Source organism: Labrys monachus (assembly GCF_030814655.1).
Taxonomy (GTDB): domain Bacteria; phylum Pseudomonadota; class Alphaproteobacteria; order Rhizobiales; family Labraceae; genus Labrys; species Labrys monacha.
This window is the reverse complement of the sequence record NZ_JAUSVK010000001.1, coordinates 4238489-4252442: the sequence shown is the minus strand read 5'-3', so window position 1 is coordinate 4252442 and position 13954 is coordinate 4238489. Positions and strand designations below refer to the sequence as shown.

Genomic DNA, 13954 nt, shown 5'->3' with positions numbered 1-13954 from the left:
GGGAGAGAGACCAATGGCTCTCAAAAGTTACAAGCCGGTTACGCCGGGCCTGCGCCAGCTCGTGCTGGTCGACCGCTCCGCCCTCTACAAGGGAGCGCCGGTCAAGATCTTGACCGAAGGTCTGAGCAAGTCGGGCGGCCGCAACAATACGGGCCGCACCACGTCGTTCCGCAAGTCGGGCGGCCACAAGCGGACCTATCGCATCGTCGACTTCAAGCGCCGCAAGCTTGACGTGCAGGGCACCGTCGAGCGGATCGAATATGATCCGAACCGCACGGCCTTCATCGCGCTCATCTCCTATGCGGACGGTGAGCAGGCCTACATCCTGGCGCCGCAGCGCCTGGGCGTCGGCGACAAGGTGATCGCGAGCGCCTCGGCCGACGTGAAGCCGGGCAATGCGATGCCGATGTCGGCGATGCCGGTCGGCACGATCGTGCACAATGTCGAGCTCAAGCTCGGCCGTGGCGGCGCGATCGCCCGTTCTGCCGGCAGCTATGCCCAGATTGCCGGCCGCGATGGCTCCTACGTCATCCTGCGCCTCAATTCGGGCGAGCAGCGCCTGGTGCTGTCGAGCTGCTTCGCCACCGTCGGCGCGGTTTCGAACCAGGACCATATGAACATCTCGCTCGGCAAGGCGGGTCGTTCGCGCTGGCTCGGCATCAAGCCTTCGGTTCGCGGCGTTGCCATGAACCCGATCGACCATCCCCATGGCGGCGGCGAAGGCCGTACCTCGGGTGGCCGTCATCCCGTTACGCCCTGGGGCAAGCCGACCAAGGGCAAGAAGACGCGTTCGAACAAGGCGACGGACAAGTTTGTTGTCTCGTCGCGCCACGTCAAGAAGAAGTAAGGAGACCACTCGTGTCCCGCTCAGTCTGGAAAGGCCCGTTTGTGGACGGGTACCTCCTGAAAAAGGCGGATGCCGCGCGCGGCTCCGGCCGCAGCGAAGTCATCAAGACCTGGAGCCGCCGTTCCACCATTCTGCCGCACTTCATCGGCGTTACCTTTGGCGTCTATAACGGCCAGAAGCATGTCCCGGTGCAGATCACCGAAGACATGGTCGGCATGAAGCTCGGCGAATTTGCCCCGACGCGGACCTTCTATGGCCACGCGGCGGACAAGAAGGCGAAGAGGAAGTAAGCGATGGGCAAGCCGAAGTCTGAACGTGCCCTGCCGGATAACGAGGCGAAAGCGGTTGCACGCATGCTGCGCGTCTCCCCGCAGAAGCTGAATCTCGTGGCGACGATGATCCGCGGCAAGAGGGTCGATTCGGCTTTGGCCGACCTCACCTTCTCCCGCAAGCGCATCGCGACCGACGTCAAGAAGACGCTGCAGAGCGCCATTGCCAATGCCGAGAACAATCACGGCCTGGATGTGGACGATCTCATCGTCTCGGAAGCCTTCGTCGGGAAGGCCTTCGTCATCAAGCGCTTCCATGCGCGGGCCCGTGGCCGGGCAGGGCGTGTCGAGAAGCTGTTTTCGAACCTGACGGTCGTTGTCCGCCAGGTTGAAGCCAAGGCGTAAGGAGCCGGCGATGGGTCAGAAAGTCAATCCGATCGGCCTGCGTCTGGGTATCAACCGGACCTGGGATTCGCGCTGGTTCGCCGGCAAGAACGAATACGGCAAGCTGCTGCACGAGGACATCGCCATCCGCAAGGCGCTGCTCAAGCAGCTCAAGCAGGCGGCCGTCTCGCGCATCGTCATCGAGCGTCCGCACCGCAAGTGCCGCGTCACGATCTACTCGGCCCGTCCGGGCATCGTGATCGGCAAGAAGGGCGCGGATATCGACAAGCTCAAGAAGACGGTGTCGAGGCTGACGGCTTCGGAAGTGCACATCAACATCGTTGAAGTGCGCAAGCCCGAAGTCGATGCGACGCTGGTGGCCGACTCCATCGCCCAGCAGCTCGAGCGCCGCGTCGCCTTCCGTCGTGCCATGAAGCGCGCCGTGCAGTCGGCGATGCGCCTGGGTGCCGAAGGCATCCGCATCAACTGCTCGGGCCGTCTGGGCGGCGCGGAGATCGCCCGTCTCGAATGGTATCGTGAAGGGCGCGTGCCGCTTCACACGCTGCGCGCCGATGTCGACTACGGCACGGCGACGGCATTCACCACCTTCGGTACGTGCGGCATCAAGGTCTGGATCTTCAAGGGTGAGATCCTCGAGCATGATCCGATGGCCCAGGACAAGCGCATGGCGGAAGCCGAGACCGGCCGCTCGTCGTCGCGCCCTCGTAACGAAGCCGCGTGACGGCTGCGGGGACTTGAGAGAAGAAAACCATGTTGCAACCCAAGCGCACCAAATTCCGTAAGCAGTTCAAGGGCCGCATTCACGGTGTGGCCTCGTCGGGCGCGCTCCTGAACTTCGGCCAGTTCGGCCTCAAGGCCCTGGAGCCGGAGCGTGTGACTGCACGCCAGATCGAAGCCGCGCGTCGCGCCATCACCCGCGAGATGAAGCGTCAGGGTCGCGTGTGGATCCGCATCTTTCCGGACGTGCCGGTTTCCGCCAAGCCCGCCGAAGTGCGCATGGGCTCCGGCAAGGGCGCGCCCGACCATTGGGTCGCGCGCGTCAAGCCGGGCCGTATCATGTTCGAGCTCGACGGCGTCAGCGAGGAGATCGCCCGTTCGGCGTTGACGCTCGGCGCGGCCAAGCTGCCGATCAAGACCCGTTTCATCCAGCGTATCGCTGAGTGAGGAAGACACCATGAAGATCGAAGACGTCAAGGTGCTGACCGAAGACCAGCTCGCCGATGAACTCGCCAAGCTGAAGAAGTCGCAGTTCAATATGCGTTTCCAGAAGGCCACCGGCCAGCTGAACAACACGGCAGAGGTGCGCACGGTTCGTCGCTCCATTGCCAGGATCAAGACGGTTCAGAGCCAGCAGGCCGCGACCAAAGCCAAGGCTTGAGGAGATAGTCCATGCCCAAGCGCGTCCTGCAAGGCGTCGTCGTTTCGGACAAGAACGACAAGACGGTTGTTGTGAAGGTGGAGCGCCGCTTCACCCATCCGCTGCTGAAGAAGACCGTGCGTCGCACGAAGAACTACCATGCCCATGACGAGGGCAACGGCCACAAGGTCGGCGATATCGTGTGGATCGAGGAAGGTCGCCCGATGTCGAAGCTCAAGCGCTGGGTCGTCCGCGACGAAGCGGGCGCAGCCGAGGCGTAAGCCTCCGGCTGCCCGGGCGGCCTTGAATCGAAGCGGAATGTCGAAGCCGGCCGAATTAAGTTTGCTTGGGCCGGCTTTCTGCTTGTGATTGGGGAAGGGAGCCGCTAGAAGGCTCGCTTTCCCGGAGCGTCGGCGAAAGGGGCGGAGAGATCCGCCGCCTTGGCCGCGCTTTGGGTCTTCTATCAGATCTGCCGGCCGCAACGCCGGCGAACGGGCCCGAGACCTCGATGGTCGGAGGCCTTGCGGGGCCGGGATCCGAAAGGGTCCGGGCGCCAAACCCGAGGTTGGGCCGGGTCCGTCGTGAACGGATACCAGCCTGCGAAGAATAAGAGGGTACGTCATGATTCAGATGCAGTCGAATCTCGACGTCGCGGACAATTCCGGTGCGCGACGCGTGATGTGCATCAAGGTTTTGGGCGGCTCGAAGCGGAAATATGCCTCCGTCGGCGACATCATCGTCGTCTCGATCAAGGAAGCCATTCCGCGCGGGCGCGTCAAGAAGGGCGATGTGATGAAGGCCGTCGTCGTGCGCACGGCCAAGGATATCCGCCGTGCCGACGGTTCGGTGATCCGCTTCGACCGCAATGCGGCCGTGCTGATCAACAACCAGAAGGAGCCGATCGGCACGCGCATCTTCGGACCGGTTCCGCGCGAATTGCGCTCGAAGAACCATATGAAGATCATCTCGCTCGCGCCGGAGGTGTTGTGATGGCCGCGAAGATCAAGAAGGGCGACAAGGTCGTCGTGCTCACCGGCCGCTCCAAGGGCCGTTCCGGTGAAGTGATCCAGGTGATGCCGGACGAGAACCGCGCGCTTGTTCGCGGCGTGAACATGATCCGCCGTCACCAGCGCCAGTCCCCGACGCAGGAAGGCGGCGTGATTTCGAAGGAAGCGCCGATCGACCTGTCGAATATCGCAATCGCCGACCCCAAGGACGGCAAGCCGACGCGTGTCGGCTTCAAGGTTCTCGACAGCGGCAAGAAGGTCCGGATCGCCAAGCGTTCGGGAGAGCAGATCGATGGCTAACACCGAAGCCTATTCGCCGCGTCTGAAGACGTATTACGACGAAGTGGTTCGTCCCGAGCTGGTCAAGCAGTTCGGCTACAAGAACCCGATGGAAGTTCCCGCGGTCGAGAAGATCGTGCTGAACATGGGCGTCGGCGAAGCGACCGCCGACACCAAGAAGGTGACGATCGCGGCCGCCGACCTGGCGATGATCGCCGGGCAGAAGCCCGTCATCACGCGGGCCCGCAAGGCGATCTCGACCTTCAAGGTTCGAGAGAACATGCCGATCGGCGCGAAGGTGACCTTGCGCAAGACCCGCATGTACGAGTTCTTCGATCGCCTGGTGACGATCGCGCTGCCGCGCGTTCGGGACTTCCGCGGCCTCAATCCGAAGAGCTTCGACGGTCGCGGCAATTATGCCATGGGTTTCAAGGAGCACATCGTGTTCCCGGAAATCAACTACGACAAGGTCGACCAGGTCTGGGGTATGGACATCATCGTCTGCACCACGGCCAAGACCGACGACGAGGCGCGTGCGCTTCTGAAACTGATGAACTTCCCCTTCCGGCAGTGAGGCGGTTGACCGCCCTCAAACGCGGAACGTTGGAGACCTAAATGGCCAAGAAGAGTTCTATTGAGAAGAACAAGCGCCGCGAGAAGCTCGCCAAGAAGTTTGCTGGCAGGCGCGCGCGCTTGAAGACGATCGCGAACAATGATTCGCTGTCGATGGAAGAGCGTTTCACCGCTCGCCTGAAGCTGTCGGAGCTGCCGCGCAACTCCGCCAAGGAGCGCATACGCAATCGTTGCGAAGTGACCGGCCGTCCGCGCGCCGTCTACCGCAAGCTGAAGATGTCGCGTATCGCGTTGCGCGAACTCGGTTCCCGCGGCCTGATTCCAGGCCTCGTGAAGTCGAGCTGGTGAGGAGGTATCGTCATGGCGATCAATGATCCGGTTGGCGATATGCTGACCCGCATCCGCAATTCGCAGATGCGCCGCAAGAGTTCCGTCTCCACCCCCGGTTCCGGCCAGCGTGCCCGCGTCCTCGACGTGCTGCAGGCCGAAGGCTACATCCGGGGCTACACGGTGACCGACTTCGGCAATGGCCGGAGCGAGTTCGAGATCGAACTCAAATATTATGACGGTGAGCCGGTGATCCGCAAGATCGCCCGTGTCTCCAAGCCCGGCCGGCGCGTCTACGTGTCGGTCAAGAATATTCCCCGCGTCGCCAATGGACTTGGCGTGTCGATCGTTTCGACCCCGCGTGGCGTCATGGCCGACCATCAGGCCCGTGAAGCCAATGTCGGCGGCGAAGTGATCTGCACCGTGTTCTGAGCCGAAGGAGAAAGAATATGTCTCGTATCGGCAAGAAGGCGGTCGGCGTTCCGGCCGGCGTTACGGCGAGCCTCGAAGGCCAGACCGTCAAGGCGAAGGGACCGAAGGGCGAATTGCTCTTCACGGTGCCCGAGCTCATCTCGGTCGAGCTCAAGGACGGCGCCGTCAAGGTCGACCCGCGCGACGAGTCGAAGCTGGCGCGTTCGCTGTGGGGCATGTCGCGCACCATGGTCTCGAACATCTTCGTCGGCGTGACGAAGGGCTTCGAGAAGCGCCTGGAGATCAACGGCGTCGGCTACAAGGCCGCCGTCGCCGGCAAGGTGGTCAAGCTGTCGCTCGGCTACTCGCACGACGTGGACTATGCGATTCCGGAAGGAATCACGATCGTGACCCCGAAGCCCACCGAAGTGGTGATCTCGGGCATCGACAAGCAGAAGGTCGGCCAGGTCGCGGCCGAGATTCGCGAATATCGCGGCCCCGAGCCCTATAAGGGCAAGGGTGTCAAATATGCTGGTGAGTTCATCTTCCGCAAGGAAGGCAAGAAGAAGTAACGGAGCCTATCAATGGCGAATGCAAGGCAAGCTCTCGAGCGCCGCAAGGCGCGTGTCCGCCGCACCCTGCGTGCAGTGGCGAACGGACGGCCGCGCCTCTCGGTTTTCCGCTCTTCCAAGCACATCTACGCACAGGTCATCGACGATGCGAAAGGCGAGACCATCGCCGCCGCTTCGTCGCTGGAGAAGGACCTGCGCGGCAGCTTGAAGACGGGCGCCGACATCGAGGCCGCGAAGGTGATCGGCAAGCTCCTCGCGGAGCGTGCGGTCGCCAAGGGCGTCAAGGATGTCCTCTTCGATCGTGGCGGCTACATCTTCCACGGGCGCGTCAAGGCGCTCGCCGATGCGGCCCGCGAAAGCGGCCTCAATTTCTAAGGAACGGATCCAATGGCTCGTGAACGTGAACGTGACCGTCAGCGCGAAGAGCGCGACAGCGAGTTCGTGGACCGCCTCGTCCACATCAACCGCGTCGCCAAGGTGGTGAAGGGCGGCAAGCGTTTCGGCTTTGCTGCGCTCGTCGTCGTCGGTGATCAGAAGGGTCGTGTCGGCTTCGGCCATGGCAAGGCGCGCGAAGTGCCGGAAGCCATCCGCAAGGCGACCGACCAGGCCAAGCGCGGCCTGGTGCGGGTTTCCCTGCGCGAAGGCCGCACGCTGCACCATGACGTCAATGGCCGTCATGGCGCCGGCAAGGTCGTGCTCCGCGCGGCGCCCGCCGGTACCGGCATCATCGCCGGCGGCCCGATGCGCGCCGTGTTCGAATCGCTCGGCATGCATGACGTCGTCGCCAAGTCGCTGGGGTCTTCCAACCCCTACAACCTGGTCCGGGCGACGTTCGATGCCCTGAAGCACGAGGACAGCCCGCGTTCGGTCGCTGCCCGCCGTAGCCTCAAGGTTTCCCAGATCCAGAACCGGCGTCAGGGTATCGACGCCGAGTCGACCGATTGAACGGGAGGCAAGAGCGATGGCTGAAACCAAGACCGTGACGGTCGAGCAGATCGGCAGCCCGATCCGCCGCACCCAGGACCAGCGCGCGACTCTCGTCGGCCTGGGCCTCAACAAGATCCGCCGCCGCCGCACGCTGGAGGATACTCCGGCCGTGCGCGGCATGATTGCCAAGCTCGGTCACCTCGTCCGTGTGGTCGAGGCCGAGTAGGGAGACGCGACGATGAAACTCAACGATCTTCGCGACAACGAAGGCGCGACCAAGGCCCGCATGCGGGTCGGACGCGGCATCGGTTCGGGCAAGGGCAAGACCGGCGGCCGCGGCGTCAAGGGCCAGAAGGCCCGCACCGGCGTCGCCGTCAAGGGCTTCGAAGGCGGTCAGATGCCGCTGCATCGGCGCCTGCCGAAGCGCGGCTTCGTCAACATCTTCGCGACGCATTATGCCGAGGTGAATCTCGGCCGCGTGCAGACTGCGATCGATGCCGGCAAGCTGGACGCCCAGGCTGTCGTCACGGCCGAGGCGCTGATCGCCTCCGGCGTTCTGCGCCGCATTAAGGACGGCGTGAAGCTGCTCGGTTCGGGTGAGATCACGGCCAAGGTCACCTTCGAGGTCGCAGCTGCGTCGGCCAGCGCCGTCGCCGCGGTCGAGAAGGCCGGCGGTTCGGTAAAAGTGCTGAACGCGGTCGCAACGGCCGAAGCCTGATCCTATATAATGGTGGCCCGCCGGTTTGGCGGGCCGCTCCTTTTTTTGGCGCGCTTTCGACACGGCGGAGCACCCTATGGCATCGGCGGCGGAGCAGCTTGCTGCAAGCATCAACTGGAGTTCGTTCTCGAAGGCGGACGAGCTCAAGAAGCGAATCTGGTTCACGCTGGGCGCGCTGATCATCTACAGGCTGGGCACCTACGTCCCGATGCCGGGGATCAATCCCCAGGCCTATGCCGATGCCTTCAACGGCCAGAGCCAGGGCATTCTCGGCCTCTTCAACATGTTTTCGGGCGGTGCGGTCGGGCGCATGGCGATCTTCGCGCTTGCGATCATGCCCTATATCTCCGCGTCGATCATCGTCCAGCTCCTGACCACGGTCGTGCCCCAGCTGGAGGCCCTCAAGAAGGAGGGCGAGGCCGGGCGCAAGATCATGAACCAGTATACCCGCTATCTGACGGTGGTACTGGCGACGGCGCAGGCCTGGGGTATCGCGATCGGACTCGAGGGCGGCCAGCACATCGTCACCGATCCGGGCTGGTTCTTCCGCCTTTCGACGACGATCACGCTCGTCGGCGGCACCATGTTCCTGCTGTGGCTGGGCGAGCAGATCACGTCGCGCGGCATCGGCAACGGCACGTCGCTGATCATCCAGGCGGGCATCGTCGCGGAGTTTCCGACCCATGTCGGGCAGATGTTCGACCTGGCCCGCACCGGCGGCATGTCGCCCGTCTCGCTGCTGATGACGGTGGTCGTCGCCGTGGTGGTGGTCCTGGCCATCGTGTTCTTCGAACGGGCGCAGCGCCGTCTGCTGATCCAATATCCGAAGCGACAGGTGGGCAACCGGGTCTATGAGGGGCAGTCGTCGCATCTGCCGCTGAAGCTGAACACCTCGGGCGTCATCCCGCCGATCTTCGCTTCGTCGCTGCTGCTGCTGCCGACGACGGCCGCGACCTTCGCGGCGCAGGGCAATCCGAATTCATGGCTGAACAACATCGCCATCTATCTCGGCCACGGCAAGCCGCTGTTCATGCTGCTCTACGGCGTGCTGATCGTGTTCTTTACCTTCTTTTACACCGCGATCGTCTTCAATCCGACCGAGACGGCCGATAATCTGAAGAAGCACGGCGGCTTCATTCCCGGTATCCGTCCGGGCGACAATACCGCCAAGTTCATCGACTACGTCCTCACCCGCATCACCGTCGTCGGTGCCGTCTATATCGCGCTCGTCTGCCTGGTGCCGGAAGTCCAGAATTATCTGATTCCGTCCATTCCCTTCGTGCTGGGCGGTACTTCGCTGCTGATCACGGTGAGCGTGGCGATGGATACGCTGGCGCAGATCCACGGACATTTGCTGGCTCATCAATATGAGGGGCTGGTGCGCAAGACCAAGCTTAAGGGGAGTCGTCGCGGATGAAGCTGATTCTCCTGGGTCCGCCGGGGGCGGGCAAGGGTACCCAGGCGGTCCGGTTGGCCGAGAAGCATCGCATTCCCCAATTGTCCACGGGAGAGATGCTGCGGGCCGCCGCGGATGCGGGCACGCCGGTCGGCATCAAGGCCAAGGCCCTCATGGACGCCGGTGCGCTCGTGCCGGACGACATCGTGGTCGGCATCGTCGCGGACCGCATCGAGGAGCCTGACGCCAAGAACGGGTTCATCCTCGACGGGTTTCCCAGAACGACGGCGCAGGCCGTGGCGCTCGACGAGATGCTGGCGCAGAAGGGGATGCGGCTCGATGCGGTGATCGAATTCGTCGTGGACGAATCGATCCTGCTGTCGCGCATCGAGAAGCGTGTGGCGGAGACGATCGCCGCGGGCGGCAAGGTCCGTCCCGACGACAATGCCGAATCGTTCAAGACGCGGCTCCAGGCCTATCGGACCCAGACGGCGCCGCTGTCGGACTATTATCGCAAGAGCGGCGATCTGCGCCCGATCGACGCCATGAAGCCGATCGACGCGGTCTCGCGCGAGATCGATGAACTGCTTGCGGCCGTTTCGGCATGAAAAGTCGCATGCACGGTGCTTTCTTGAGAGCGACGTGCATAAACTTAGTCTTTACGAGTTGACGTGGCTTCTAGGAGCCTTTAATAAGCGCGTCTCACGTCAAGGACGCGCGGGTCGGTCGCTCTGCTGAGCGAGCGGCTCGTTTTTGCGCTGCCGGTTCGCCGGCCAGGATGAACGGATACGCAGCTTCCCGCCGCCGTATCAAGATTTGGAGACCGGAACGTGGCCCGCATCGCTGGCGTCAACATTCCCACCGCCAAGCGCGTCGAGATCGCGCTGCAGTATATTCACGGCATTGGCCCGGCCAAGGCCAAGGAAATCGTTTCGAAGGTCGGCATCGCTCCTGAGCGTCGCGTTCACCAGCTGAGCGATCAGGAAGTCCTTCAGATTCGCGAAACGATCGATCGTGACTATATCGTCGAAGGCGATCTTCGTCGTGACGTCGCGATGAACATCAAGCGTCTGATGGATCTGGGCTGCTATCGCGGCCTGCGTCATCGCCGCAGCCTTCCGGTTCGCGGTCAGCGGACCCACACCAATGCCCGTACCCGCAAGGGCAAGGCAAAGCCGATCGCCGGCAAGAAGAAGTAATTTCGGTTCAGTTTCTGTCCCGAGCGCCTGGTACCACGGGCGTGCTTGAAGGATTTTTCCATGGCAAAAGAAGCCGCAGGTCGCGTTCGCCGTCGCGAACGCAAGAATATCGTTTCTGGCGTTGCACACGTCAATTCGAGCTTCAACAACACGATGATCACCATCACCGACGCGCAGGGCAATACGATCGCCTGGTCGTCCTCGGGAACGATGGGCTTCAAAGGGTCCCGCAAGTCGACCCCGTATGCCGCGCAGATGGCCGCCGAAGATGCTGGCCGCAAGGCGAGCGAGCACGGCATGCGTACGCTGGAAGTTGAAGTGTCCGGCCCGGGTTCCGGTCGTGAATCGGCTCTGCGCGCCTTGCAGGCGTCGGGCTTCACGATCACGTCTATCCGCGACGTGACGCCAATTCCACATAATGGGTGCCGCCCGCGCAAGCGTCGTCGCGTCTGACGCGCGATTCGAGATGGTCCGGGCCGCTCATGGAGCGGCTCGGGTCTGTTGGCCGCACCGAGACCGATTGAAGGGTGTCGTCGTGATTCAGAAAAACTGGCAGGAACTTATCAAGCCGCAAAAGCTCGAAGTGACTCCGGGTGACGATCCAAGGAGCCAGGCGACCGCCGTCGCCGAGCCTTTGGAGCGTGGTTTCGGCGTGACCTTGGGCAATGCGCTGCGTCGCGTTCTGCTGTCGTCCCTCCAGGGGGCCGCGGTGACGTCGGTTCATATCGACGGCGTGTTGCACGAGTTCTCGTCCATCCCCGGCGTGCGTGAAGACGTTACAGATATCGTCCTCAATATCAAGGAAATTGCCGTCAAGATGGGCGCCGAAGGCCCCAAGCGGATCGTGCTGAAGAAGCAGGGTCCGGGACAGGTCTTCGCAGGCGACATCCAGACGGTCGGCGATATCCAGATCCTCAATCCGGACCATGTGCTGTGCACGCTGGACGAGGGCGCGGAAATCCGCATGGAGTTCACCGTCAACAACGGCAAGGGCTATGTCGCGGCGGACCGCAACCGCCCGGAAGACGCGCCGATCGGCCTCATTCCGGTCGACAGCCTCTATTCGCCGGTCAAAAAGGTCGCCTTCAAGGTCGAGAATACCCGTGAAGGGCAGATCCTCGATTACGACAAGCTGACCATGACGATCGAGACCAACGGTTCGATCACGCCGGACGATGCGCTGGCCTTCGCGGCACGCATCATCCAGGACCAGCTGGAAGTCTTCGTCAATTTCGAAGAGCCCAAGAAGGAGTCCGAGGCCCCGTCCATTCCGGAGCTCGCCTTCAACCCGGCGCTTCTCAAGAAGGTCGACGAACTCGAACTGTCGGTGCGTTCGGCCAACTGCCTGAAGAACGACAACATCGTCTATATCGGCGACCTCATCCAGAAGACCGAGGCGGAGATGCTCCGCACGCCGAACTTCGGCCGCAAGTCCCTGAACGAGATCAAGGAAGTGCTGGCACAGATGGGTCTTCACCTCGGCATGGAAGTGCCGGGCTGGCCGCCTGAGAACATCGAAGAGCTCGCTAAGCGCTTCGAGGAACATTATTAACTCCGCAGGCGCTTCGCGCTGCCAAAACCGCAAGGAACAGGGCTATGCGTCACGGCAAGGCTCATCGTAAATTCAACCGCACCGCCGAGCATCGCAAGGCGATGTTCGAGAACATGGCGGCTTCGCTCATCAAGCATGAGCAGATCGTCACCACGCTGCCCAAGGCGAAGGACCTGCGTCCGATCGTGGAGAAGCTCGTCACCCTCGGCAAGCGCGGCGACCTTCATGCGCGCCGGCAGGCCATTGCCCAGCTGCAGGACGAGGTGATCGTCACCAAGCTGTTTGACGTGCTTGCTGCGCGCTACAAGGATCGGCATGGCGGCTACACCCGGGTGCTCAAGGCCGGCTTCCGGCACGGGGATTCGGCCCCGGTCGGCGTGATCGAGTTCGTCGACCGCGACGTCGACGCCAAGGGCCAGGACTCCGGTCCGGTCCAGGAGCAGGCCGAGGCGGCCTGATTCCGGTCTCGCAGCGTTTGAAAGGCGGCTTCGGCCGCCTTTTTTATTGCCTTGCGCGGAACGGGAGGCCGATTCCGTTGGTTGCGGCCCCGGTGCCGGCGTGAGAGTTCCTGCTGCCGGTGGCAGAGGGCGTTGTCCGGCATTGGCACGCTGCATAATCTCGTCCACAAAGCCTGGTAAGTGTTGCCATGGCCGGGCGCCGAATTGGCTTGCCTGGCCCGGCTGTAACGGGAGTTCCTTGATGCGTCGCCTGTCTTTTGCCGCCGCGGTCCTGCTCGGGGCCCAGATGTCGGTGGCGTGCCTGGCGCCGGCGACGGCGCAGGATGCCGCCGTGCCGACGAGCCCGGCGGAAATCAAATTGTCCTTCGCGCCGATCGTGAAGAGGGTGACGGCCGCCGTCGTCAACGTCTATGCCCAGCATGTGGAGAAGGCACAGACCAACCCGATGTTCGACGATCCTTTCTTTCGCCGCTTCTTCGGCGGCGGGGAGGGAACGCCGCGCGATCGCGTCGAGCGGTCGCTGGGATCCGGCGTCATCGTCGGCAAGGACGGCATGATCGTCACCAACTACCATGTCATCGAGAATGCGACGCAGATCCGGGTTGCCCTGGCCGACAAGCGGGAGTTCGACGCCGATGTCGTCCTCACCGACGAACGGGGCGATCTCGCCGTGCTGAAGCTGAAGGGTGTCAAGGGCGACCTCGCAACGCTCGACTTCGCCGATTCCGACCGGGTCCAGGTCGGCGATCTCGTGCTGGCGGTGGGCGACCCGTTCGGCGTCGGCCAGACGGTGACCTCCGGCATCATCTCGGCGCTGGCGCGCAGCCAGATCGGCCGGTCGGATTTCCAATCCTTCATCCAGACGGATGCCGCCATCAATCCGGGCAATTCCGGCGGTGCGCTCGTCGACATGTCGGGCCGGCTCGTCGGCATCAACACCGCCATCGTCTCGCGGTCGGGCGGCAGCATCGGCATCGGCTTCGCCATTCCCGCCGCGATGGTGGAGGTGGTGGTCAATTCGGCCAAGGCCGGGTCCGACCGTGTGCTGCGTCCCTGGCTCGGCGCCAGCCTCCAGGGCGTGACGCCCGAGATCGCTGAATCCCTGTCGATGGACCGTCCGTCCGGCGCCCTGGTGACGCAGGTCGGCAAAGCCGGGCCGGCCGCGAAGGGCGGACTCCAGACGGGCGACGTGGTCCTCGACGTCGACGGGGTGGAGGTTTCCGACCCCGACGAGTTCGGCTACCGCTTCGCCACCAAGCCGCTCGGCGGCACGGCCCGCCTGGGCGTGCTGCGCGGCGGCAAACGCATCACCGTGGCCGTCGCGCTGGAGGCGGCCAGCGAGACGACGCCGCGCGACGAGGCGGTGCTGCAGGGCCCCTCGCCGCTGACCGGTGCCAAGGTGGCAAACCTGTCGCCGGCGGTGGCGGAGATGCTGGGCGTGCCGATGGATGCCACCGGCGTGGTGGTGACCGATGTCGTCGAGGGCAGCGCCGCCGCCACGTTCGGCTTCCAGAAGAAGGACATCATCGAGGTCCTCAACGGCGAGAAGGTCAAGGACGTCGGCGCGCTGAAGGGGCTGGTGCAGAACGAGAGGCGGCTGTGGCGCATCACGATCAGCCGTGACGGCCAGCAGATCTCCACCATACTGGGCGGCTGA

General features: G+C 63.5%; 24 protein-coding genes. All 24 read left to right on the top strand.

Going from position 1 to position 13954, the window contains the following annotated elements:
* Positions 1–13: 13 nt before the first annotated feature.
* The 24 genes from rplB (at position 14) to J3R73_RS19350 (ending at position 13954) form a co-directional block, all read left to right on the top strand.
* On the top strand, positions 14–847 hold the full coding sequence (gene rplB, locus J3R73_RS19465; protein ID WP_307430565.1) for a 50S ribosomal protein L2: 834 nt from the start codon (positions 14–16) through the stop codon (positions 845–847).
* Between the two features lie 11 nt (positions 848–858).
* Positions 859–1137, top strand: a complete 279-nt coding sequence (gene rpsS, locus J3R73_RS19460; protein ID WP_307430563.1) for a 30S ribosomal protein S19 — start codon at positions 859–861, stop codon at positions 1135–1137.
* 3 nt (positions 1138–1140) lie between these two features.
* Positions 1141–1521, top strand: coding sequence for a 50S ribosomal protein L22 (gene rplV / locus J3R73_RS19455; RefSeq protein ID WP_307430559.1), 381 nt, complete (start codon positions 1141–1143; stop codon positions 1519–1521).
* A 10-nt stretch (positions 1522–1531) separates the two neighbouring features.
* Positions 1532–2242 (top strand): 30S ribosomal protein S3, encoded by a 711-nt coding sequence (rpsC, locus tag J3R73_RS19450; RefSeq protein ID WP_307430555.1) that lies wholly within the window; start codon positions 1532–1534, stop codon positions 2240–2242.
* Positions 2243–2271: 29 nt separating this feature from the next.
* Entirely contained in the window at positions 2272–2685 is a 414-nt protein-coding gene (gene rplP, locus J3R73_RS19445; RefSeq protein ID WP_307430551.1) for a 50S ribosomal protein L16, read from the top strand.
* Positions 2686–2695: 10 nt separating this feature from the next.
* Positions 2696–2899: a 50S ribosomal protein L29 gene (gene rpmC / locus J3R73_RS19440; RefSeq protein ID WP_307430548.1), complete on the top strand. Its 204-nt coding sequence runs from the start codon at positions 2696–2698 to the stop codon at positions 2897–2899.
* An 11-nt stretch (positions 2900–2910) separates the two neighbouring features.
* Entirely contained in the window at positions 2911–3159 is a 249-nt protein-coding gene (gene rpsQ / locus J3R73_RS19435) for a 30S ribosomal protein S17 (protein ID WP_307430545.1), read from the top strand.
* 340 nt (positions 3160–3499) lie between these two features.
* Positions 3500–3868, top strand: a complete 369-nt coding sequence (rplN, locus tag J3R73_RS19430) for a 50S ribosomal protein L14 (RefSeq protein WP_307430540.1) — start codon at positions 3500–3502, stop codon at positions 3866–3868.
* Complete coding sequence (gene rplX, locus J3R73_RS19425; RefSeq protein ID WP_307430536.1) at positions 3868–4185, top strand: 50S ribosomal protein L24; 318 nt, start codon at positions 3868–3870, stop codon at positions 4183–4185. The genes rplN and rplX overlap by 1 nt, the downstream gene beginning before the upstream one ends.
* Entirely contained in the window at positions 4178–4738 is a 561-nt protein-coding gene (gene rplE / locus J3R73_RS19420; protein WP_307430532.1) for a 50S ribosomal protein L5, read from the top strand. Before rplX ends, rplE begins: the two co-directional genes overlap by 8 nt.
* A gap of 41 nt (positions 4739–4779) precedes the next feature.
* Positions 4780–5085, top strand: coding sequence for a 30S ribosomal protein S14 (gene rpsN, locus J3R73_RS19415; RefSeq protein WP_307430529.1), 306 nt, complete (start codon positions 4780–4782; stop codon positions 5083–5085).
* Positions 5086–5097: 12 nt separating this feature from the next.
* Entirely contained in the window at positions 5098–5496 is a 399-nt protein-coding gene (gene rpsH / locus J3R73_RS19410) for a 30S ribosomal protein S8 (protein WP_307430525.1), read from the top strand.
* A gap of 17 nt (positions 5497–5513) precedes the next feature.
* Complete coding sequence (gene rplF / locus J3R73_RS19405) at positions 5514–6047, top strand: 50S ribosomal protein L6 (protein WP_307430522.1); 534 nt, start codon at positions 5514–5516, stop codon at positions 6045–6047.
* 12 nt (positions 6048–6059) lie between these two features.
* Complete coding sequence (gene rplR, locus J3R73_RS19400) at positions 6060–6422, top strand: 50S ribosomal protein L18 (RefSeq protein WP_307430519.1); 363 nt, start codon at positions 6060–6062, stop codon at positions 6420–6422.
* 12 nt (positions 6423–6434) lie between these two features.
* Positions 6435–6992, top strand: a complete 558-nt coding sequence (rpsE, locus tag J3R73_RS19395; RefSeq protein ID WP_307430516.1) for a 30S ribosomal protein S5 — start codon at positions 6435–6437, stop codon at positions 6990–6992.
* Positions 6993–7008: 16 nt separating this feature from the next.
* Entirely contained in the window at positions 7009–7200 is a 192-nt protein-coding gene (rpmD, locus tag J3R73_RS19390) for a 50S ribosomal protein L30 (RefSeq protein WP_307430513.1), read from the top strand.
* Positions 7201–7212: 12 nt separating this feature from the next.
* Complete coding sequence (gene rplO / locus J3R73_RS19385) at positions 7213–7692, top strand: 50S ribosomal protein L15 (RefSeq protein WP_307430510.1); 480 nt, start codon at positions 7213–7215, stop codon at positions 7690–7692.
* Between the two features lie 76 nt (positions 7693–7768).
* On the top strand, positions 7769–9109 hold the full coding sequence (gene secY, locus J3R73_RS19380) for a preprotein translocase subunit SecY (RefSeq protein ID WP_307430506.1): 1341 nt from the start codon (positions 7769–7771) through the stop codon (positions 9107–9109).
* Positions 9106–9696 (top strand): adenylate kinase, encoded by a 591-nt coding sequence (locus J3R73_RS19375; protein WP_307430503.1) that lies wholly within the window; start codon positions 9106–9108, stop codon positions 9694–9696. The genes secY and J3R73_RS19375 overlap by 4 nt, the downstream gene beginning before the upstream one ends.
* A 222-nt stretch (positions 9697–9918) precedes the next feature.
* Positions 9919–10287: a 30S ribosomal protein S13 gene (rpsM, locus tag J3R73_RS19370; RefSeq protein WP_307430500.1), complete on the top strand. Its 369-nt coding sequence runs from the start codon at positions 9919–9921 to the stop codon at positions 10285–10287.
* Between the two features lie 60 nt (positions 10288–10347).
* Positions 10348–10740 carry a 30S ribosomal protein S11 gene (gene rpsK, locus J3R73_RS19365; RefSeq protein WP_068292125.1) on the top strand — a complete coding sequence of 131 codons (393 nt, stop codon included), beginning with the start codon at positions 10348–10350 and terminating at the stop codon, positions 10738–10740.
* 82 nt (positions 10741–10822) lie between these two features.
* Positions 10823–11839, top strand: a complete 1017-nt coding sequence (locus J3R73_RS19360) for a DNA-directed RNA polymerase subunit alpha (protein WP_370880103.1) — start codon at positions 10823–10825, stop codon at positions 11837–11839.
* 44 nt (positions 11840–11883) lie between these two features.
* Positions 11884–12297 (top strand): 50S ribosomal protein L17, encoded by a 414-nt coding sequence (gene rplQ, locus J3R73_RS19355; RefSeq protein ID WP_307430493.1) that lies wholly within the window; start codon positions 11884–11886, stop codon positions 12295–12297.
* 241 nt (positions 12298–12538) lie between these two features.
* Positions 12539–13954, top strand: a complete 1416-nt coding sequence (locus J3R73_RS19350) for a Do family serine endopeptidase (RefSeq protein ID WP_370879960.1) — start codon at positions 12539–12541, stop codon at positions 13952–13954.